The organism is Sphingomonas sp. 7/4-4 (assembly GCF_027941955.1).
GTDB lineage: Bacteria > Pseudomonadota > Alphaproteobacteria > Sphingomonadales > Sphingomonadaceae > Sphingomonas.
This window is the reverse complement of sequence record NZ_CP115960.1, coordinates 4,320,697-4,339,011: the sequence shown is the minus strand read 5'-3', so window position 1 is coordinate 4,339,011 and position 18,315 is coordinate 4,320,697. Positions and strand designations below refer to the sequence as shown.

16 protein-coding genes and 3 pseudogenes are annotated in these 18,315 nt (G+C 66.2%); 12 read left to right on the top strand and 7 right to left on the bottom strand.

Going from position 1 to position 18,315, the window contains the following annotated elements:
- Nucleotides 1–7 precede the first annotated feature (7 nt).
- The gene (locus PIB19_RS22250) at nucleotides 8–2,095 is read left to right on the top strand and encodes a PAS domain-containing sensor histidine kinase (RefSeq protein ID WP_271239083.1); all 2,088 of its coding nucleotides are present in this window, start codon (nucleotides 8–10) and stop codon (nucleotides 2,093–2,095) included.
- Nucleotides 2,092–2,445 (top strand): response regulator, encoded by a 354-nt coding sequence (locus PIB19_RS22245; protein WP_271239082.1) that lies wholly within the window; start codon nucleotides 2,092–2,094, stop codon nucleotides 2,443–2,445. Before PIB19_RS22250 ends, PIB19_RS22245 begins: the two co-directional genes overlap by 4 nt.
- Before the next feature lie 458 nt (nucleotides 2,446–2,903).
- Here the strand turns inward: PIB19_RS22245 and glmS are convergent.
- The 3 genes and pseudogenes from glmS to glmU form a co-directional block, all read right to left on the bottom strand.
- Nucleotides 2,904–4,726: pseudogene (gene glmS / locus PIB19_RS22240) on the bottom strand (glutamine--fructose-6-phosphate transaminase (isomerizing)).
- Nucleotides 4,727–4,747: 21 nt separating this feature from the next.
- The gene (locus PIB19_RS22235; protein ID WP_271239081.1) at nucleotides 4,748–5,059 is read right to left on the bottom strand and encodes a hypothetical protein; all 312 of its coding nucleotides are present in this window, start codon (nucleotides 5,057–5,059) and stop codon (nucleotides 4,748–4,750) included.
- Nucleotides 5,056–6,410: pseudogene (glmU, locus tag PIB19_RS22230) on the bottom strand (bifunctional UDP-N-acetylglucosamine diphosphorylase/glucosamine-1-phosphate N-acetyltransferase GlmU). Before glmU ends, PIB19_RS22235 begins: the two are co-directional and overlap by 4 nt.
- A gap of 76 nt (nucleotides 6,411–6,486) precedes the next feature.
- Here glmU and PIB19_RS22225 point away from each other — a divergent pair.
- From PIB19_RS22225 to PIB19_RS22215, 4 genes are all read left to right on the top strand, one after another.
- The gene (locus tag PIB19_RS22225; protein ID WP_336297221.1) at nucleotides 6,487–6,963 is read left to right on the top strand and encodes an HAD hydrolase-like protein; all 477 of its coding nucleotides are present in this window, start codon (nucleotides 6,487–6,489) and stop codon (nucleotides 6,961–6,963) included.
- Nucleotides 6,960–7,172, top strand: a complete 213-nt coding sequence (locus PIB19_RS23350) for a hypothetical protein (RefSeq protein ID WP_336297220.1) — start codon at nucleotides 6,960–6,962, stop codon at nucleotides 7,170–7,172. The genes PIB19_RS22225 and PIB19_RS23350 overlap by 4 nt, the downstream gene beginning before the upstream one ends.
- A 29-nt stretch (nucleotides 7,173–7,201) precedes the next feature.
- Entirely contained in the window at nucleotides 7,202–7,990 is a 789-nt protein-coding gene (locus PIB19_RS22220; RefSeq protein WP_271239080.1) for an SDR family NAD(P)-dependent oxidoreductase, read from the top strand.
- 194 nt (nucleotides 7,991–8,184) lie between these two features.
- The gene (locus PIB19_RS22215; RefSeq protein WP_271239079.1) at nucleotides 8,185–8,586 is read left to right on the top strand and encodes a GAF domain-containing protein; all 402 of its coding nucleotides are present in this window, start codon (nucleotides 8,185–8,187) and stop codon (nucleotides 8,584–8,586) included.
- A gap of 651 nt (nucleotides 8,587–9,237) precedes the next feature.
- On the opposite strand, the gene PIB19_RS22210 is transcribed toward PIB19_RS22215, so the two are convergent.
- The 4 genes from PIB19_RS22210 to PIB19_RS22195 are packed head-to-tail and all read right to left on the bottom strand — an operon-like array spanning nucleotide 9,238 to nucleotide 11,801.
- Complete coding sequence (locus PIB19_RS22210; protein WP_271239078.1) at nucleotides 9,238–10,278, bottom strand: nucleotidyltransferase domain-containing protein; 1,041 nt, start codon at nucleotides 10,276–10,278, stop codon at nucleotides 9,238–9,240.
- Nucleotides 10,275–11,135, bottom strand: a complete 861-nt coding sequence (locus tag PIB19_RS22205; protein WP_271239077.1) for an HprK-related kinase A — start codon at nucleotides 11,133–11,135, stop codon at nucleotides 10,275–10,277. The genes PIB19_RS22210 and PIB19_RS22205 overlap by 4 nt, the downstream gene beginning before the upstream one ends.
- The gene (locus PIB19_RS22200) at nucleotides 11,123–11,407 is read right to left on the bottom strand and encodes an HPr-rel-A system PqqD family peptide chaperone (RefSeq protein WP_271239076.1); all 285 of its coding nucleotides are present in this window, start codon (nucleotides 11,405–11,407) and stop codon (nucleotides 11,123–11,125) included. Before PIB19_RS22200 ends, PIB19_RS22205 begins: the two co-directional genes overlap by 13 nt.
- Nucleotides 11,408–11,411: 4 nt before the next feature.
- A complete protein-coding gene (locus PIB19_RS22195) occupies nucleotides 11,412–11,801 on the bottom strand; it encodes a hypothetical protein (protein WP_271239075.1) in 390 nt (129 codons plus the stop codon).
- A gap of 62 nt (nucleotides 11,802–11,863) precedes the next feature.
- On the opposite strand from PIB19_RS22195, the pseudogene PIB19_RS22190 reads away from it, so the two are divergent.
- The 6 genes and pseudogenes from PIB19_RS22190 (at nucleotide 11,864) to phoU (ending at nucleotide 18,314) form a co-directional block, all read left to right on the top strand.
- Nucleotides 11,864–13,065 (top strand): annotated as a pseudogene (locus PIB19_RS22190) (ATP-binding protein).
- A gap of 86 nt (nucleotides 13,066–13,151) precedes the next feature.
- A complete protein-coding gene (locus tag PIB19_RS22185) occupies nucleotides 13,152–14,171 on the top strand; it encodes a PstS family phosphate ABC transporter substrate-binding protein (protein ID WP_443018663.1) in 1,020 nt (339 codons plus the stop codon).
- A 9-nt stretch (nucleotides 14,172–14,180) separates the two neighbouring features.
- Entirely contained in the window at nucleotides 14,181–15,557 is a 1,377-nt protein-coding gene (gene pstC, locus PIB19_RS22180) for a phosphate ABC transporter permease subunit PstC (RefSeq protein WP_271239074.1), read from the top strand.
- On the top strand, nucleotides 15,550–16,857 hold the full coding sequence (pstA, locus tag PIB19_RS22175) for a phosphate ABC transporter permease PstA (protein ID WP_271239073.1): 1,308 nt from the start codon (nucleotides 15,550–15,552) through the stop codon (nucleotides 16,855–16,857). The genes pstC and pstA overlap by 8 nt, the downstream gene beginning before the upstream one ends.
- Nucleotides 16,857–17,624: a phosphate ABC transporter ATP-binding protein PstB gene (gene pstB / locus PIB19_RS22170; protein WP_271239072.1), complete on the top strand. Its 768-nt coding sequence runs from the start codon at nucleotides 16,857–16,859 to the stop codon at nucleotides 17,622–17,624. The genes pstA and pstB overlap by 1 nt, the downstream gene beginning before the upstream one ends.
- Nucleotides 17,625–18,314 (top strand): phosphate signaling complex protein PhoU, encoded by a 690-nt coding sequence (gene phoU, locus PIB19_RS22165; RefSeq protein ID WP_271239071.1) that lies wholly within the window; start codon nucleotides 17,625–17,627, stop codon nucleotides 18,312–18,314.
- Nucleotide 18,315: the final 1 nt, after the last annotated feature.

The window sequence follows — 18,315 nt, the reverse complement described above, 5'->3', positions numbered from 1 at the left end:
GTTTCGCATGATCGCGGACAGCGCGCCGGTGGCGGTGTGGGTCACGCGGCTCGATCGCACGCGCAGCTTCGTCAACCGCGCGTATGTCGAGTTCCTCAACGTCTCCTATGACGAGGCGCTCCGCTTCGACTGGCGGACCATCATTCATCCAGACGACGCAGCGCAAATCCTGCAGCAGTCGATCGCCGGCGAGGCGCGCCTCGAGACCTTCGATCTCGAAGGCCGCTATCGCAACTTCAAGGGCGAATGGCGCTGGCTCCATTCCACCTCCTCTCCGCGGCGCGATGCGCAGGGGCGGCACATCGGCTTCATCGGCGTCGCGCATGACGTGACCGAAGCGAAGGAAGCCGAATTGTCGCTCCGCGAGCGCGAGGCCCAGCTCTCCGCCTTCATCAGCCAGTCGACCGCCGGCTTCAGCCAGGTCGACATGGAAGGCCGGTTCACTTTGGTCAACGATCGCTTCTGCGAGATCGCCGGCTGGAGCCGCGAGGAGCTGATGGGCATGCGGATGCTCGACATCACCCATCCTGACGACCGCGGCACCAATGCGCAGCTGTTCGAACGGACGGTGCGCGAAGGCACGCCTTATGCCCATGAGAAACGTTATGTCCGCAAGAACGGCGGCGTGGTCTGGGTCAACAATTCGGTATCGGTGATCCGCCGGCCCGAAGGCGAGCCGTTCGGCGTGCTGGCGGTGACGCTCGACGTCACCGGGCGCCGCGCCGCCGAAGCACGGCTGCGCAAGAGCGAGGAGAGCCTCCGCCTCGCCACCGAAAGCGCGGGCATGGCGAGCTGGGAACTCGATCTGGAGACGATGCAGGGCGAATGGTCGCCCAACCGCTTCGACCTGCTCGGCATGGAACGGCGCGCCGACAGCCGCGCCGGCTTCGACGCATGGCTCGAGCGCGTGCATCCGGAGGATCGCGAGATGGTGCGTTCCGCGGCACAACGGTGTTTCAGGACGGGCACGCCCTATACGATCGAATATCGCGTCCTGCGCGCCGACAATGGAGAGGAACGCTGGCTGCAGAGCCATGGCAGCCGCATCGATTACGAGGACAAGAGGCCGAGCCGCTTCGTCGGCGTATCGTTCGACATCACCGACCGCAAACGCGCCGAGGCCGAGCTCCGCGAAAGCGAGGCGCGCTTCCGGACGATCTTCGAACAGGCGAACGACTTCCTGATCACCACCACGTTGGACCAGAAGATCACTTCGGTGAACCCGGCCGTGATCGAGGCGCTCGGCTATGCCGAGGAGGAACTGATCGGCGCGTCGATCGGCGACTTCATGGATCCCGACCAGCTCGCGATCGCGCTGGAAGCGTTCGATCAGAAGATGCGCGAAGGCGGGAGCACCCGGCTGACCATCGCGGTCCGCGCGCGCGACGGCCGTCCGCTGATCTGGGAGATCAATTCCCAGCTGACCACCGACACCGAGGGCAAGCCGACGGCGCTCCACGCGATCGGCCGCGACATGACCGAGGCCAAGCGTGCCGAGACGCATCTCCGGCTGCTGGTCGACGAACTCAACCACCGCGTGAAGAACATGCTGGCGATCGTCCAGGGCGTCGCCCAGCAGAGCTTCAAGCCCGGTGCCGATCCGACCGCCGCGCGCGCCGCCTTCGAGGGCCGGCTCGCCGCGCTTTCCGAAGCGCACAACCTGCTCACCCGCGAGCATTGGGGCGCGGTATCGATGGCGCAGATCATCGGCGATGCCGTCGCCCCGCATGGCGATGCCGCGCGCTTCGAGCTCGACGGACCCGATCTCCCGATCCTGCCCAAGACCGCGATCACCCTCGCCCTGGCAATCCACGAACTCGCCACCAATGCCGTCAAGCACGGGGCGCTGTCGCAGCCGGAGGGGCGCGTGGCGATCCGCTGGGCACGGGTGGAGCGCGATCACGCCGCGCGGCTGTCGCTGGTGTGGGAGGAGCGTGGCGGCCCCAGGGTCGAAGTCCCCGCGCGGCGCGGCTTCGGCACGCGGATGATCGAGCGCGGGCTGGCGGCGGAGTTCGGCGGCACGGTCGAGATCGACTTCCGGCCCGAAGGCCTGGTCTGCACCGTCGAGGCGCCCTTGCCCGAGGGCGCCGAATGAGCGGCTATGCTGCGCTCCGCGTGCTCGTTGTCGAGGACGAGCCGGTGGTGGCGATGTGCCTCGAGGACATATTGGACGGGCTCGGCTGTGAGACGGTGGGCCCGGTCGCGCGGCTGGCCGAGGGGCTTGTCCTCGCCGAGAACGAGCTGCTGGGCGCCGCGATCCTCGACATCAATCTGGGCGGCGAACGCAGCACGCCGATCGCCGAGGCGCTGCGCCGGCGCGGCGTGCCCTTCGCCTTCGCCAGCGGCTACGGCACCCTGCCCGAGGGTTTCGAGACATTGCCGTTGATCGAGAAGCCCTATCGCGAAGCGGATATCGATGCGGCGCTGAAGGCGTTGCTGGGGTAGTTAAATTCGACGCGAAACCTCGTTACTGCAATCGTACTTCGCTATCCCCTTGCCGATCATAACTCTCCCCTTGGCGGGAAATCTTCTTGAGTAATAACAAAGGTCTGCCGAATAGCGTTGGCCCTCCTCAATCCAATGAACAGATGCCTGCCCCTCTCCGTCGAGAATGCCGGCAAATTTCAACGTGCCTCCCGGCTGGATATCACCAAGTATCCATTCCCTCCGGGGGTCTTTTACGAAGACGTTCGTCAAAATGTGGGACGAGCGATTGGCAAATTCCAGGGAGCTAACATCGTGACGCCCGCATCCGCTCGACAAAGCAAATGCCATGATCAAGCCACACCGAAGAATGCTTCTCATCATTTTGCCCATGGCGGCTCCGTCTGCTCGACGACCCACAACCCACTAAACTTCGTATCCCTCGCCACCAGAGTAGCATATCGCCGGGCGACGGCCTTTTATTCGACCGTCACCGATTTCGCGAGGTTGCGCGGCTGATCGACGTCGGTGCCCTTGGCCACGGCGACGTGATAGGCGAGCAACTGCACCGGCACCGCATAGACGAGCGGCGCGATCAGCGGGTGGACGCTGGGCATCTCGATCGTCGCCAGCGCATCTTCGCCGGCCAGCGCCAGCCCTTCGGCATCCGAGATCAGCACCACCCTGGCGCCGCGCGCCTTGGCCTCCTGCATGTTGGAGACGGTCTTGTCGAACAGCGGGCCCGAGGGGCGAGGACGATCAGCGGCACGCTGTCGTCGATCAGTGCGATCGGCCCGTGCTTCATCTCGCCCGAGGCATAGCCTTCGGCGTGGATGTAGCTGATCTCCTTGAGCTTCAGCGCACCTTCGAGCGCCAGCGGGTAATCGGGGCCGCGACCGAGATAGAGCACGTCGCGCGCCGCGGCGATCGTATGTGCCATCGCCTGGATCTCTTCGTCATGCGCGAGCGCGGCGTTGATCGCGGCGGGCGCCTCGATCAGATGGCGCACGATCTCACGCTCGGCCTGCTCGCTCAGCTTGCCCTTGGCGCGGGCGAGATTGACCGCGAGTGCAGCCATCACCGCGAGCTGGCACGTGAATGCCTTGGTCGAGGCGACGCCGATCTCCGGCCCGGCATGGGTGGAAAGCAGCAGATCGACTTCGCGGGCCATCGAGCTGGTCGGCACGTTGATGATGCCCGCGGTGGTGACGCCGTTCGCCTTCATATGGCGGAGCGCCGCGAGCGTATCGGCGGTCTCGCCCGACTGGCTGACGACGACGCCCAGCGTGTTCGGCAGAAGGACCGGATCGCGGTAGCGGAATTCGGAGGCGACATCGACTTCGACCGGCAGCCGCGCGAACTGCTCGATCCAGTATTTGCCGATCATGCCGACATAGGAGGCGGTGCCGCAGGCGACGATCGCGACGCGCTCGATCCTGCTCAGGTCGAAGCTCATGTCGGGCAGCGCGACCTTCTGCTCGACCGGGCGGATGTACGACGCCAGCGTCTGCGCGACGACCACCGGCTGCTCGTAGATTTCCTTGAGCATGAAGTGGCGGTGGTTGCCCTTGTCGATCAGCGCCGCCGACACGCCCGAGGCGACGATGGGGCGCTCGACGGGATTGTTGTCGCGATCGAAGATTTCGACCTTGTCGCGGGTCAGCACCGCCCAGTCGCCTTCGTCGAGATAGGCGATGCGCTGGGTGAGCGAGGCGAGTGCGTGGGCGTCCGAGCCGAGATAATTCTCGCCCTCGCCATAGCCGACGGTGAGCGGCGCGCCGAGCCGGGCACAGATCAGCAGGTCGGGCTGGTTGCGGAACAGGAAGGCGACGGCGAACGCGCCGTGGAGCTTGGGGAGCACCGCCGCGACTGCGTCGCGCGGGCTGCTGCCCCGCTCGAGCTCGCGGCTGACGAGGTGCGCGACGACTTCGGTGTCGGTCTGGCTCTTGAACTCGCGGCCCTCGGCGATCAGCTGGTCGCGCAGCGGCTTGAAGTTCTCGATGATGCCGTTGTGGACGATCGAGACATCGCCGACGATGTGCGGATGGGCATTGTCCTCGGTCGGCGCGCCGTGCGTGGCCCAGCGGGTATGCGCGATTCCGATCGTGCCGGGCAGCGGGCTCTCGGCCAGCCGCGCGGCGAGGTTGACCAGCTTGCCCTCGGCACGGCGCCGCTCGATCTCGCCGTCGTGTAGCGTGGCGATGCCCGCCGAATCATAGCCGCGATATTCGAGCCGCTTGAGCCCGTCGAACAGGCGCTGGGCCACGTCCTGGTTGCCGACGATTCCGACAATTCCGCACATCGAACTTATCCCCTGCCGCGATCAGTGCGGAAATTTGGTGTCCACGAAAACCCGAGTGAATTCCATCGGATCGGGCTCGCGCCCGTTCGCCTGCTGGAACCGGACGCGGCCCGATTGCCAGACCTCCCGGATGGCGCCCTGCATGCCGTCCGGAAACTGCATCCGCCCGACCACGATCTCGCGCCAGCTGCCGGTAGCGCCGAACATCTCGCGATATTGCGGCTCCATCGCGCGCAGCGACGCATCGGCCGCCGGATCGAGATGGCCGATCGCATCGAGGATATAGCTTTCGAGCAGCCGGAGGAACGGCTTGCCGGCGTAGCGGTCGCTCATGGTTTCGCAGCCTTTCTGGCCTTCATCATTTCCCGGAAGCGCGTGCCCCAGCCGGGCCGCGCCTCCTGCCGGGCGCGCGCGAGCGCGAGCGCGCCGGCCTCGACGTCCTGCGTCACCACCGATCCCGCACCCACCGTGGCGTCCTTGCCGATCGCGACCGGCGCGACCAATGCGCTGTTCGAGCCGATGAACGCGCCTTCGCCGATGCTCGTACGATATTTGAAGAAGCCGTCGTAATTGCAGGTGATCGTGCCCGCGCCGATATTCGCACCGGCCCCGACATCGGCATCGCCGAGATAGGTCAGATGATTGGCCTTGGCGCCCTTGCCGAGCACCGCCTTCTTGGTCTCGACGAAATTGCCGACCTTGGCGCCCTCGCCAGCACCGTGCCCGGCCGCAGCCGGGCATAGGGACCGACGCTCGCCCCGCTGGCGATGTTCGCGCCCTCGATATGGCTGAAACCGTGGATGGTGACGCGATCGGCGACCTCGACGCCGGGCCCGAAGAACACGTTCGGTTCGATCAGTACGTCGCGGCCGAGCTTCGTGTCGTGCGCGAACCACACCGTCTCGGGCGCCACCAGGGTTGCGCCGTCGGCCATCGCCCGCGCGCGCCGCGCCTGCTGCCATTCGGCCTCGAGCCCGGCGAGTTCACCGCGGCTGTTCACGCCGGTGACTTCGTGCGCGTCGGTCTCGATCACCGCCGAATGGCGGCCCGCGGCGGCGGCGAGCATCACGATGTCGGGAAGGTAATATTCGCCCGCGGCATTGGCGTTGGTGACCTGCGCGAGCAACGCGAACAGATCCTTCGCGCCCACTGCCATCAGCCCCGAATTGCACAGGGTCTCGGCACGTTCCTCGGCGCTCGCATCCTTGAACTCGACCATCTTGACGATGTGCCCCTGCCCGTCCGCGATCACGCGGCCATAGGCGCCGGGATCGAACGGGCGGAAGCCGAGCACCACTGCCGCGGGCGCATCGGCGCCGTGCAGCCGCTCGAGCATCCGCCGCATCGTCGCGGTCGAGACCAGGGGAACGTCGCCATAAAGGATCAGCACATCGCCTGCGAACCCGGCGAGCGCATCTTCCGCCATCCGTACCGCATGGCCGGTGCCGAGCTGTTCGGCCTGCTGGACCGTCTCGGCGCCGAGCGGCTGGACGGCCGCCTCGACCTGCTCGCGTCCGGCGCCGACCACCACGATGGTGCGCGCCGGATCGAGCGCATCGACGCTGTCGATCAGGTGCAGCAGCATGGGCCGCCCGGCGAGCGGGTGAAGCACCTTGTGCGTATCGGATTTCATCCGCGTGCCCTTGCCCGCAGCAAGGATGATCGCGGCTATCGGCGCTGTCATGATACCCTCCGGAAGAGCCTCCCCTGCCATGAGAAGCTTGCCAATTCCATAGCGTTGCTGGCAGCAGGCGCCGCATATGGCCGACTTCCCCTTCGACATTGTCGGATTCGATCTCGACGGCACGCTGTTCGATACGAGCGTGGACCTCACCGACGCAGTGAACCACGCGCTCGGGCTGCTCGGCCGCCCGCCGCTCAGTGTCGAGACGGTAAAGCCGATGATCGGGCGCGGCGGGAAACACATGCTCCAGCAGGGGCTCGAGGCTTCGGGCGGGTGCGATCCCGAGGTGCTGGAGCGCACGTATCCCGAGCTGCTCGCCTTCTACGGCGACAATCTTACCCGGGGCACCTACGCCTTTCCGGGACTCATCGAAGCGATGGACACGCTCGAGGCACGCGGCGTGAAGCTCGCGATCGTCACCAACAAGTCCGAGAGCCTCGCCGTGAAGCTGGTCGCCGAACTGGCGCTCGATCATCGCTTCGCCTGCGTGATCGGCGGCGACACGATGGGGCCGGACAACCGCAAGCCCTCCCCGAAGGAATCCGCGAAATGATCCGGCGCTGCGGCGGCGGGCGCGCGGCGTTCGTCGGCGATCTCGATCTTCGACATCCAGGCGGCGAGGAATGCCGGAATCCCTCTGTCGCGGTCAGCTTCGGCTTCCTGATGCAACCGATCGAGGAACTGGCGGCGGACGCAGTGATCGATCATTTCGACGAATTGGTGCCGGCGCTGGAGAAGCTCGGCGCGGCACACCCTATATGATCCTGCACCCCATCCCAGGAGACTGAACCATGACGACTCGCCCCCGCGCTTTGGTCACCGGCGCGTCCGCCGGCATCGGCCGCAATTTCGCCGAGCATCTGGCGCGCACCGGCCACGACCTGGTGATCGTCGCGCGGCGCGAGGACAGGCTGCGCGCGCTGGCCGAGGAACTGGGCGCCGCGACCCAGGCCGATGTCGAAGTGCTCGCCGCCGATCTGGGCAGCGATGCAGGCGCGGCGGCGGTGGCCGCGCGGATCGCGGTAGGCGGCGTCGACATGCTGATCAACAATGCGGGATATGCCACGCGCGGCCGAGTGGCGGAACTCGACCCCGACGCGCTCGATGCGATGCTCCGCGTCAACATATTCGCGCTCAGCCGGCTTTCCGCCGCGGCGATGAAGGCGATGGCCGCCGCCGGACGCGGCACGATCATCAACATCGCCTCGGGCACGGTGTTCATGCAGATGCCGGGCAATGCGGGATATGGCGCGTCCAAGAACTATGTGATGGCGTTCACGCGCCACATGCAGGTCGAAGCGGCAGGCACCGGCGTCCGCGTCCAGTTGCTCGTCCCCGGCGTGATCGCCACCGATTTCCACGAAGTCGCCGGCAACGACCTCGCCAATTTCCCGCCCGAACGCGTGATGCAGGCCGACGATCTGGTGGTCGCTTCGCTGCGCGCGCTCGAAATGGACGAGCCGGTGTGCATCCCCTCGCTTCCCGAGATCCGCGACTGGGACAATTATGCCGCCGCCGAAGCATTGGTCGCGAAGAACTGCTCGCGCGACCGCCCTGCCGCCCGATATCATGGCGCCTGAACTATCCGGTTGCGGACGAGGATGGATTCCAGCCTGTTCCGAAAAGTCCCGAACAGTGTTTAACCTGAGTTCCGCGGACGCTTGCTTTTCCCCTATCGGACGTGGAGCATATACGGGGAAGAAAACGTGGGTCGCACCGGGGGGACGCATTGAAGGGGTCAGAATATGCCTCTCAAGGAGAGGCCGCTGCCGACTTGCGACCCGGCGCGCCGATCGCGTCGGCGAGACTCGCGGAACTGATTCAACTGACACTCGTCGCCGACGGCGCCATCATCGACCTGCGCCATTACGCGACCCGGCAGCGCGCGACCGGCGCTTCCGAACGGCTCGAGACTGCGGGCGTGCTGATGGCGGGCGGCGCAGCGGAAACCTCCGAAGCTTTGCTCTGGCAGCTCGCGGATCCGATCGAAGCCGGTGCGCTCGGCTTCCAATCCTATGCCTGCGTCCCGCTGCATGACCTGGACGGTGCGCCGCTGGGCCGGATCGTCGCGATCCAGCGCGGCCAGCGCCAGTTCGACGGACATGATCTCAAGATATTGCGGACGGTGGCGGATATCGTGGCGGACCTGATCCGCCAGCCTCAGCTCGCCAACTGACGGACGGTCTCGGCGGGGTTCGTTCCTGGCCCGAGCAAAGCGCGCCCGCGGGCAGTGAGCGCGGCGTCGACCATCTGCGGTCCGCCGGGTCCGACGAGGAATGCTTCGAAAGTGATCAGGCCGGAATCCCCAGCTCCTGAAGCGCCTTGATGAAATCGATGTGTCTCTCGGGGAGTCGCCCATGGCGACATCGGCGGCGCACAACGTCACGACGATCGGCCAACTCGACCACAGCGCCTCGACGATCGTCCTGGCGTCGGCATTTTCCAGAGCCTGCGTGGCTTCGTCGATCACAAACTGCCTCACTGCCCGAACTACATCGTTTCCGCGCCCCCACGTCTTGCCCCGCCTATTTCGGTGGCGATTAACCTTCACATAAGAAAGGTTAACAAATCGCTAAAATCGGCCCTGTCCCCGATTGCCGGCATTCGAAGTTACGATAACCAAAGTTATCCATTTATATCAATGAATTACTTGCATCTTCGCGTCTCGGAAATCACAGCAACCCGGACGATCTAACGTCCGCCCTCCTTGTTATCCACTACTAATTATGCCGATCGCCACAAGACAGTGACATGGGCAATAGACATAACGCCGATCAGTTTGCACTCATTACTTCCGCACCCGACCAGTAAATCAATAATGATTTAATTAAACTGACCGGCTCTTGCGCGATTTAATGAATAAATGCTTTGCCAGCATGTGCGGCGGCATCCGGATCGCATGGCTCCGTAGGTAGAAAGCCAGCCGGGTCAGCCTGTGCGTGGGGCGTCCCCATGCGTTGCGCGCGAGCAGGCGGTGGAAGAAAAACCTGTCGGAGCGCTGGGGCTTGAGAGTGACCTTGATCGGGCTCGAATAGCCCTTCACCGGGGTGTCATAGAGCGCAGCGGCAAGGCGAAAGGCTCGCATCACCGCGGGCATCAAACCGTGCGTATGGCTTTCCTCGTAAACGTCCAAACAAAAATCCGGGTCACGCTCGGAGAATTCGCGAACAAGTTGGTCGATGTCCCAGAGGTTGCGCAACCCTCCGGCAAGATCGCCGTCCGCGAAGAGGTGCGCTGCGGCATGGCAGACCATGCCCGCGGGACTCAGGACGCGCAGGCCGTTCTTCAGCAGGACGCTGTCGGCGATCAGCGCATCTGCATCGGGCGTGACGCGCGCAGTGAGCGGCAGGATGGTGTGGTGGACGTCGATCATCCGATCGCGCTCGCGATGGATCAGCGGCGGAAGCTCGTGCATCCAGCGGCGATAATAAGCATCGTCATAGGGATCGGGCTTCACCCATTCCCAGCCCGCCGCGAGCAGCATGGCCTCCGCCTCATCGAGCCGCGCACGGGGCACGAGGATGTCGAGATCGCCGATCGAACGGCCGGTGCCCGCGGCGAGGCCCGCCGCGGCATAAGCGGTGCCCTTGAGCAGGATCACCGGCATTCCCATGGACGCGAGCGCGCGGCGCGCCATCTCGGCTTCCCAGAGCGCGGCGGTTCGGTCCTGCGCGGCCGAGCTGCGCGCGTCCTCGAGAATGCGCGCGGCGGCGGGCGGCATCGGCAAACCTTCCAGCCGGTGGGCAAGTGTGCCGATCAGTTGCTCGGCGCGGGCGATGGCGAGCAATGCGGTCCAGCCGTCTGCGTCGAGCCCTGAGGCCGTTGCAGGATCGCGCAATGCGTCGGCGAGGATGCGGCCGTCGATCATGCCGCCTCCCACAGCCGCTCGACCTGCGCGAGTGCAGTCGCAGTATCGGGATAATCGAGCGCGCGGGCCGGGACGGTGCGCACCAGCCGGGTGAGCGCATCGAAGCCGCGTTCGGCGAGCGCGACATAGTTGGTCGAGGCTTGCGTCAGGCGGACGAAGGTCTCGCTCGGCAGCACGTCGCGCTCGGCCGCCGCGAAGCCGTAGCTCGGGAACAGGATCAGCCGGGGTTCGGCGGGTTCGGCCATCGCGGCGATGGCGCGGGCATCGGGCACGAGATGGCGGATCGTGCCCTTGGGCGTGCCTTCGAGCACCGGCCCGAAGCGCGCGCTGGGCAGTGCGCGCTCCATCACGCCGATCGCCTCGTTCTTGAGGCTGATCAATCGTGGGAAGCCGTGGATCAATCCGGTCGCGGGATCGAGCAGGGCGAACTCATCACCCATCAGCCGCCAGCCTTGCGCCATCAGCAATGCGGCGAGCGTGGATTTGCCCGCGCCGGACATGCCGGTCATCAGCAGCGCCTTGCCGTCGCGCTCGACCGCAGAGGCGTGGAGCAGCAGATAGCGGCGCTGGCCGAGCGCCATCTGCAGGTTCATTCCCATCTCCGCGGCGAGCAACCCCTGCGCGAGCGGCAGCGGCGCGGCATCGGGGATGACGAAATCGCCACCGATATGGACCGACGGTCGCAGCACACGGCGCCACGGGCGAGCGGCAAAGAGGTGGACGTTGAAGTCGGGGATGCCGTCCTCGGGCGCGGGATAGTCGCGGTAGAGATCGTCGAGCGCTGCGATCGGCGCACGCCAGTCACTGCCGACGCGAAAGCCCACCGGACCGATGCGGAGCTGCGTCAGATGGCGCACAACCGCTCCACCAGGCCGACGGCGGCGAGTTCGTCGAGACGCACCGCGAGCGCCAGGGGATCGGCATCGACCAGGTCGAATGCGTCCGCCAACCGGGCGAGCAGGTCAGGTGCCGAGAGCGGCTCGGCGGAAAGCGTCTCGAGTATCTCGGGAACCGGCGTGTCGACGATATGCGTGATGCCCGAGGCGCGGTGATAGACCAGAGTCAGCGCGTCGAGCGGGACGATGCGCAACGTCTCGGGCGCGGCGGCGCGGTAAAGTTGTGCCGTCACGGCCTCAGCCGCGCGGCATCTGCAGCGATGCGAAGCAAGTGAAGCCGCTGGTGCCCGTTTGGAGGCGGCGGATGTAATTGGTGTAGGCGCGGCTGCGTTCGTAATCGGTGCCGGGCAAGGTTCCGCCCGAGAGCGCGCGCTTCACGTCCTCGGCCTTGAACGCGGTTCCCGGCGGTGGATAGGCGCCGGGCGTGCCGGCGGGCACCAGTGTGCCGTCGGCAGCGATATAGCTGCCGGCGCGTGCCGGATCGGGGACCGGAATCTCGCAATTGAGCACCGAGGCGCTGGTCTGCGCGAGCGCGGGGCGGATCGAGACGATCGCCGATGCGCCCACCGCGCCGAGCATCAATGCACGGCGGCGCGAAGCGACGGGTCCGGAGGTTTCGTCGGCCATAGTGCCTTCTCCTGCGCCAGCAGCGCTTTCGCAATCGTAAATCCATGCCTAGAACGGGACACATGCCGTCTTTCCCCGGGATCCGAACAGCGCTGGCGCTCGTCGTCGCGGTCATCGCCGCAGGGGTGAGCCTGTTGCTGAACGGCGACGTGCAGGCGAGCCTGGTCGTACTGGTCTGCGCCGTGGCGGCGGTGCTGATCGCGGCTACCGGCGGCGACGAGCACGCCCCCGCGACGGGTCACACAATGCCTTCCGCCGACAGCGAACCTGCGATCGCCGAAGTGATCGAGGCGATCGCCGAACCGGTGCTGGTGATTGCCGACAACCGCGTCGAGGCGGCGAATCAGGGCGCGCGCGAATTGCTGGGGCAGCATGTGCTGGGCGAGGACGTCCGCGTCGCGATCCGCCATCCCGCCGCCGCCGAGCGGCTGATGCGCACCGACAATGGCGCCCCCGCCGCGCCGATCCACCTCGTCGGGCTCGGCACGCGCGACCAGCGTTGGGAGATGCGGGTACATACGCTTGGCGACGGACGCCGCGTAGTGCATCTGGTCGACCGTACCGGCAGCTATGCAGCCGAAAGGATGCGCGTCGACTTCGTCGCCAATGCCAGCCACGAGCTGCGCACCCCGCTCGCCTCGATGCTCGGCTATGTCGAGACGCTGCGCGAGGATGCCGGCGACGATCCCGAGACGCGCGGCCGCTTCCTCAAGATCGTGTTCGGCGAGGCGCAGCGGATGCAGCGGCTGATCGAGGATTTGATCTCGCTCAGCCGGATCGAAGCCGAGAAATATCGCATCCCCGACAAGGCTGTGGAACTGGCCGACTTGATCGAGGAAGTGACCGTCGAGCTTTCGGGCAGCCCGCGTGCTGCCGATCTCGTCACGCAGATCAGCGACGTCGCGCCGGTGGCGGGCGATTCGACCCAGCTCAGCCAGCTGCTCCACAACGTCATCGGCAACGCGATGAAATATGGCCGCGACGCGACGCCGGTCACCGTGACGCTACAGCCCGAAGGCGAGGCGATGGTGCGCCTGACCGTTTCGGACGAAGGCGAAGGCATCCCACCGCAGCACCTCCCCGGCTGACCGAGCGATTCTATCGCGTCGATTCCGGACGGAGCCGCTCGCTGGGCGGCACCGGCCTGGGCCTCGCCATCGTCAAGCACATCGTCGAGCGGCACCGCGGCCGGCTCGATATCGCCAGCGCGGTGGGCAAGGGTACCACCGTCACTATCCTGCTGCCGGTACAACGAGTGTCATAAAGGCGTAACCGACTTGCAAGACACGCGGCTTGCGTGCCGCGGCGCACGACTCGGGTGAAGCGGGGAGTTCGCACATTTTCGGCAGGTTGGCCCTGATTGCAGCGGCGGCGCTCACGCTGGCCGGCTGCGACAGCAACACGGCGCGCGAGATTCGCGTCGTCGGCTCGTCGACTGTCTATCCCTTCACCACCGCAGTCGCCGAGACCTTCGTCAATCAGGGCGGAGGGCGCAAGGCGCCGGTGGTCGAATCGATCGGCACGGGCGCGGGCCTCAAGCGCTTCTGCGAAGGCGTGGGCTGGGAGTTCCCCGACATCGCCAATGCCAGCCGCCGCATCAAGAAATCCGAATATCAGCTCTGCCAGGCCAATGGCGTCGGCGAGATTATCGAAGTCCAAATCGGCGTCGACGGCGTCGCTTTGGCCGAGGCGAATAACGGGCCCCGGCTGACGCTGAGCAAGAAGGACGTCTATCTGGCGCTCGCCGCCAATCCACTGGGCAAGCCCAACGCCGCGCGGCTGTGGCGCGACGTCAATCCGTCGCTCCCCGCGATACCGATCCAGGTGATGGGGCCGCCAGCGACGAGCGGCACCCGCGACGCGTTGGTCGAGCTGGTGATGGAGCCCGGCTGCGTGGCCGCGGACCCGGAGGCCAAGGCGCTCAAGGCGGCCAAGGATACCGCGCCTTATGACAGCCGCTGCAAGCGTATCCGCGACGATGGACCCTATATCGACAAGGGCGAGAACGACAATCTGATCGTCCAGGGCCTTGCCGCCAATCCCAACGCGCTCGGCGTGTTCGGCTATTCGTACCTCGAGGAGAATATCGACCGACTGCACGGCGTGCCGATCGAAGGCGTGGCGCCGAGCTATGCGACGATCGCCGACGGCAGCTATCCGGGCGCACGGCCGCTGTTCCTCTACGTCAAGAAGCGCCATCTGCGCGCAGTGCCGGGGCTGGCAGACTTCCTGACGCTCTACGCGACGATGTGGAATCCGAAGGGCAAGCTGACACAGCGCGGACTGATCGCCGCGCCCGATGCGCTGCGGGCGCACTCGGCGCAGATCCTGGCGCAGCGGATCGCGCTGGATCCGGCGGGGCTGCACTGAGATGACGTCGTGAACGCCTTCACCCTCCTTTTCCTCGTCGCCGGGCTCGGGCTGATCGGCTGGCTGACCGCCCGCGCACGCGCCAATCGCTTCGACCGGGGCGGCGCCAAGCGGCTCCATTCGCTGCCCGGCCAGCACGGCATGTATGTCGCGATGTGGACGATGCTGCCCGCCTTGCTGTTCGTTGCGGTGTGGAGCGCCGTCAGTCCCGGGCTCGTCAAGGAAGCGGTGCTCGCGCACCCCGCCGCGGCGCAGCTTCCCCAGTTCGAGTTCGAGCGCGATGCCCTGCTGGCGGAGGCCAAGCGGGTGGCCAATGATGTGGACGCCAAGGCTTTCGATCCGGTCGCCGAGCAGCTTGCCGCCCCCACCCGCGCCGCGCAATCGCGCTATGGCTGGATGGGAACCGGGGTCGCGATCCTGCTTGCCTTTGCCGGCGCCGCCTTCGCCCTCACCCGCGTCCGTGCGAGCTTCAAGGCGCGCAGCCAGGTCGAGCGCGGCGTGATGGTGCTGCTGCTGGTCGCGTCGCTGATCGCGATTCTGACCACGCTGGGCATCTTCCTGTCGCTGCTGTGGGAGTCGCTGCGCTTCTTCCAGCAGGTGCCGATCACCGATTTCCTGTTCGGCACGCACTGGAGCCCGCAGGTGATCGACGCCGCCGATCCGGGCAAATCGCTGGGCGCGGTGCCGTTGTTCTGGGGGACATTCTTCATCGGCGCGGTGATCGCGATGATCGTCGCCATCCCGTTCGGGCTGATGAGCGCGATCTACCTCACCCAATATGCCGCGCCGACGGTGCGCAAATGGATGAAGCCGACGCTGGAGATGCTCGCGGGTGTGCCGACCGTGGTCTACGGCTACTTCGCCGCGCTCACCGTTGCCCCCGCCGTGCGCGACCTCGCGGTGTCGTTCGGCTATACCTATGCCTCCTCCGAGAGCGCGCTCGCCGCCGGCCTCGTGATGGGGGTGATGATCATCCCGTTCGTCTCGTCCATGGCCGACGATTCGATCGCGGCGGTGCCGACCGCGATGCGCGACGGCAGCCTGGCGATGGGGGCGACGACCAGCGAGACGATCTCGAAGGTGCTGATTCCGGCCGCGCTGCCCGGCGTGGTTGCCGGCGTGCTGCTCGCGGTCAGCCGGGCGATCGGCGAGACGATGATCGTGGTGATGGCCGCTTCGGGTGCCGCCAACATCACGCTCAATCCGTTCGAGAGCGCGACCACCGTCACCAAGCAGATCGTCGATCTGCTCACCGGCGAATCCGAGTTCGACAGCCCGAAGACCCTGGCGGCGTTCGCGCTGGGCCTGACCTTGTTCGTGATCACGCTGCTGCTCAACATCGTCGCGCTGCGCGTCGTGAAGAAATATCGGGAAGCCTATGAATAGCGCCGCTCCCTCTGCCCTTGGCCCGGAACGCACCCCGACCGACTGGAACGCGGCGGCGATGCAGCAGCGCATCCGCCGGCGCTATGGCCGCGAGCGGCGCTTCCGCTTCTTCGGGCTGGCGGCGGTGACGCTGTCGGCGGCGTTCCTCGCCTTCCTGCTGATCACGATGGTCGCAAACGGCTGGCGCGGCTTCACGCGGACCGACGTGGCGCTGCCGATCGATTTCCCCGCATCGGGAATGCTGATCGAGCGCGGTCAGCTCAGGACGCCCGCCGCCGATCTCGCGCTGGCGGGCGCGGGGCTCGAGAATACCGTCAAAGGCGCAGCGGCGACGGCATTCGGCGCGGGCGGCGAGGATTTCATCTCCGAGAACGCCTGGCTGCGAGTGCGCGACGCGATCAAGGCGGATCCGTCGATCCTCGACCGCAAGATCAGCATCGACGTGCCCGCCTCGACCGGGATCGACCAGGCGATGCGCGGCGACGGTAACGCCGAGGCCAAGGCGACGGTGGCGAAGCTCGAGCGAGCGGGCGCGCTGTCGCGGCACTTCAATATGGATTTCCTGCACGAATCCGATTCGACCGATCCGGTCGCGGTCGGCATCTGGGGCGCGCTCAAGGGTTCGCTGCTGACGATGGCCGTGACCTTCCTGATCGCCTTCCCGGTCGGCGTGCTTTCGGCGATCTATCTCGAGGAATATGCGCCGAAGAACCGCTGGACCGATTTGATCGAGGTCTCGATCAACAATCTCGCGGCGGTGCCCTCGATCATCTTCGGCCTGCTCGGGCTCGCGGTGTTTCTCGGAAGCTGGAGCCTGTTCGGTTATACCTTCGGTCCGCTCCTGCCCCGCTCGGCGGCATTGGTCGGCGGGCTGACGCTCGCGCTGATGATCATGCCGGTGATCGTGATCGCCAGCCGCAACGCGATCAAGGCGGTGCCGCCCTCGATCCGCGATGCGGCGCTCGGCATCGGCGCCAGCCCGATCCAGGTGGTGTTCCACCATGTGCTGCCGCTCGCGATGCCCGGCATCCTGACCGGCACGATCATCGGCATGGCGCGCGCGCTGGGCGAGACCGCGCCGCTCCTGCTGATCGGGATGCGTGCCTTCATCGTCACGCCGCCGGGCGGCTTCACCGACCCCGCCACGGTGCTGCCGGTGCAGATCTTCCTGTGGTCCGACGAAGTCAGCCGCGGCTTCGTCGAGAAGACCAGCGCCGCGATCATCGTGCTGCTGGTCTTCCTCCTCGCCATGAACGGCCTGGCCATCTATCTTCGCAACAAATTCGAGACCCGCTGGTGATGATCGACGTTCCTTCCAAAATGTCCGCCCGCGGCGTGAGCGTCTTCTACGGCGACAAGCAGGCCGTGAAGGACGTGTCGATCGACATCGACATGGACAAGGTGACGGCGTTCATCGGCCCGTCGGGCTGCGGCAAATCGACTTTCCTGCGCACGCTCAACCGGATGAACGACACGATCGCCTCGGCGCGCGTGACCGGCGACATCATGCTCGACGGCGAGAATATCTATTCCTCGGCGATGGACGTGGTCCAGCTGCGCGCCCGGGTCGGCATGGTGTTCCAGAAGCCCAACCCCTTCCCCAAGTCGATCTTCGAGAATGTCGCTTATGGCCCGCGCATCCACGGGCTTGCGGCGTCGAAGAGCGAGCTGGAGGCGATCGTCGAGCGGTCGCTCAAGCGGGCGGGCCTTTGGGAGGAAGTGAAGGACCGGCTGCAGGACAGCGGCACGGCGCTTTCCGGCGGGCAGCAGCAGCGGCTGTGCATCGCCCGCGCGATCGCCGTCGATCCCGAAGTGATCCTGATGGACGAGCCGGCCTCGGCGCTGGATCCGATCGCCACCGCCAAGATCGAGGAGCTGATCCACGAATTGCGCGGCCGCTATGCGATCGCCATCGTCACGCACAACATGCAGCAGGCGGCGCGGGTGAGCCAGCGCACAGCCTTCTTCCACTTGGGCACCCTCGTGGAATATGGCGAGACCGACCAGATCTTCACGACGCCGCGCGAAGAGCGCACCAAGGACTATATCACCGGAAGGTACGGCTAAATGGCGACGGGTCAGGAACATACCGTCAAGGCGTTCGACGCGGACATCAAGCAGCTCCGTGCGCTGATCAGCCAGATGGGCGGGCTTGCCGAACAGGCGATCGACGACGCGATGAAGGCGCTCCAGCGCGGCGACACCGCGCTTGCCGACAAGGTCCGCAAGAAGGACAAGGCGATCGACGCTATCGAGGCCGAGGTCGAGAAGCTCGTCGTCCGCGTCATCGCGCTGCGTGCGCCGATGGCCGACGACCTTCGCGAAGTGATCGCCGCGCTCAAGATCGCCGCGGTGGTCGAGCGTATCGGCGACTATGCCAAGAACGTCGCCAAGCGCGTACCGCTGATCCACACTGAGGGTGAGGAGCGGATCGAGGCGCTGTCGCTGCTGCCGGCGATGGCGCGGATGGCAAGCGACATGGTGCACGACGTGCTCGACGCCTTTGCCTCGCGCGACGCCGCCGCCGCCGCGGAGATCTGCGTGCGCGATACGGCGCTCGACGATTTCTATGACTCCATCTTCCGCACCCTGGTGACGTTCATGGTCGAGAATCCGCGCACGGTGAGCCAGGTTGCGCATCTGCTCTTCGTCGCCAAGAATATCGAGCGGATCGGCGATCACGCGACCAACGTCGCCGAGATGGTATATTTCGCCGCGACCGGCCGCTATCTGGCCGACGAAGCGGCTGCTGGTTAAG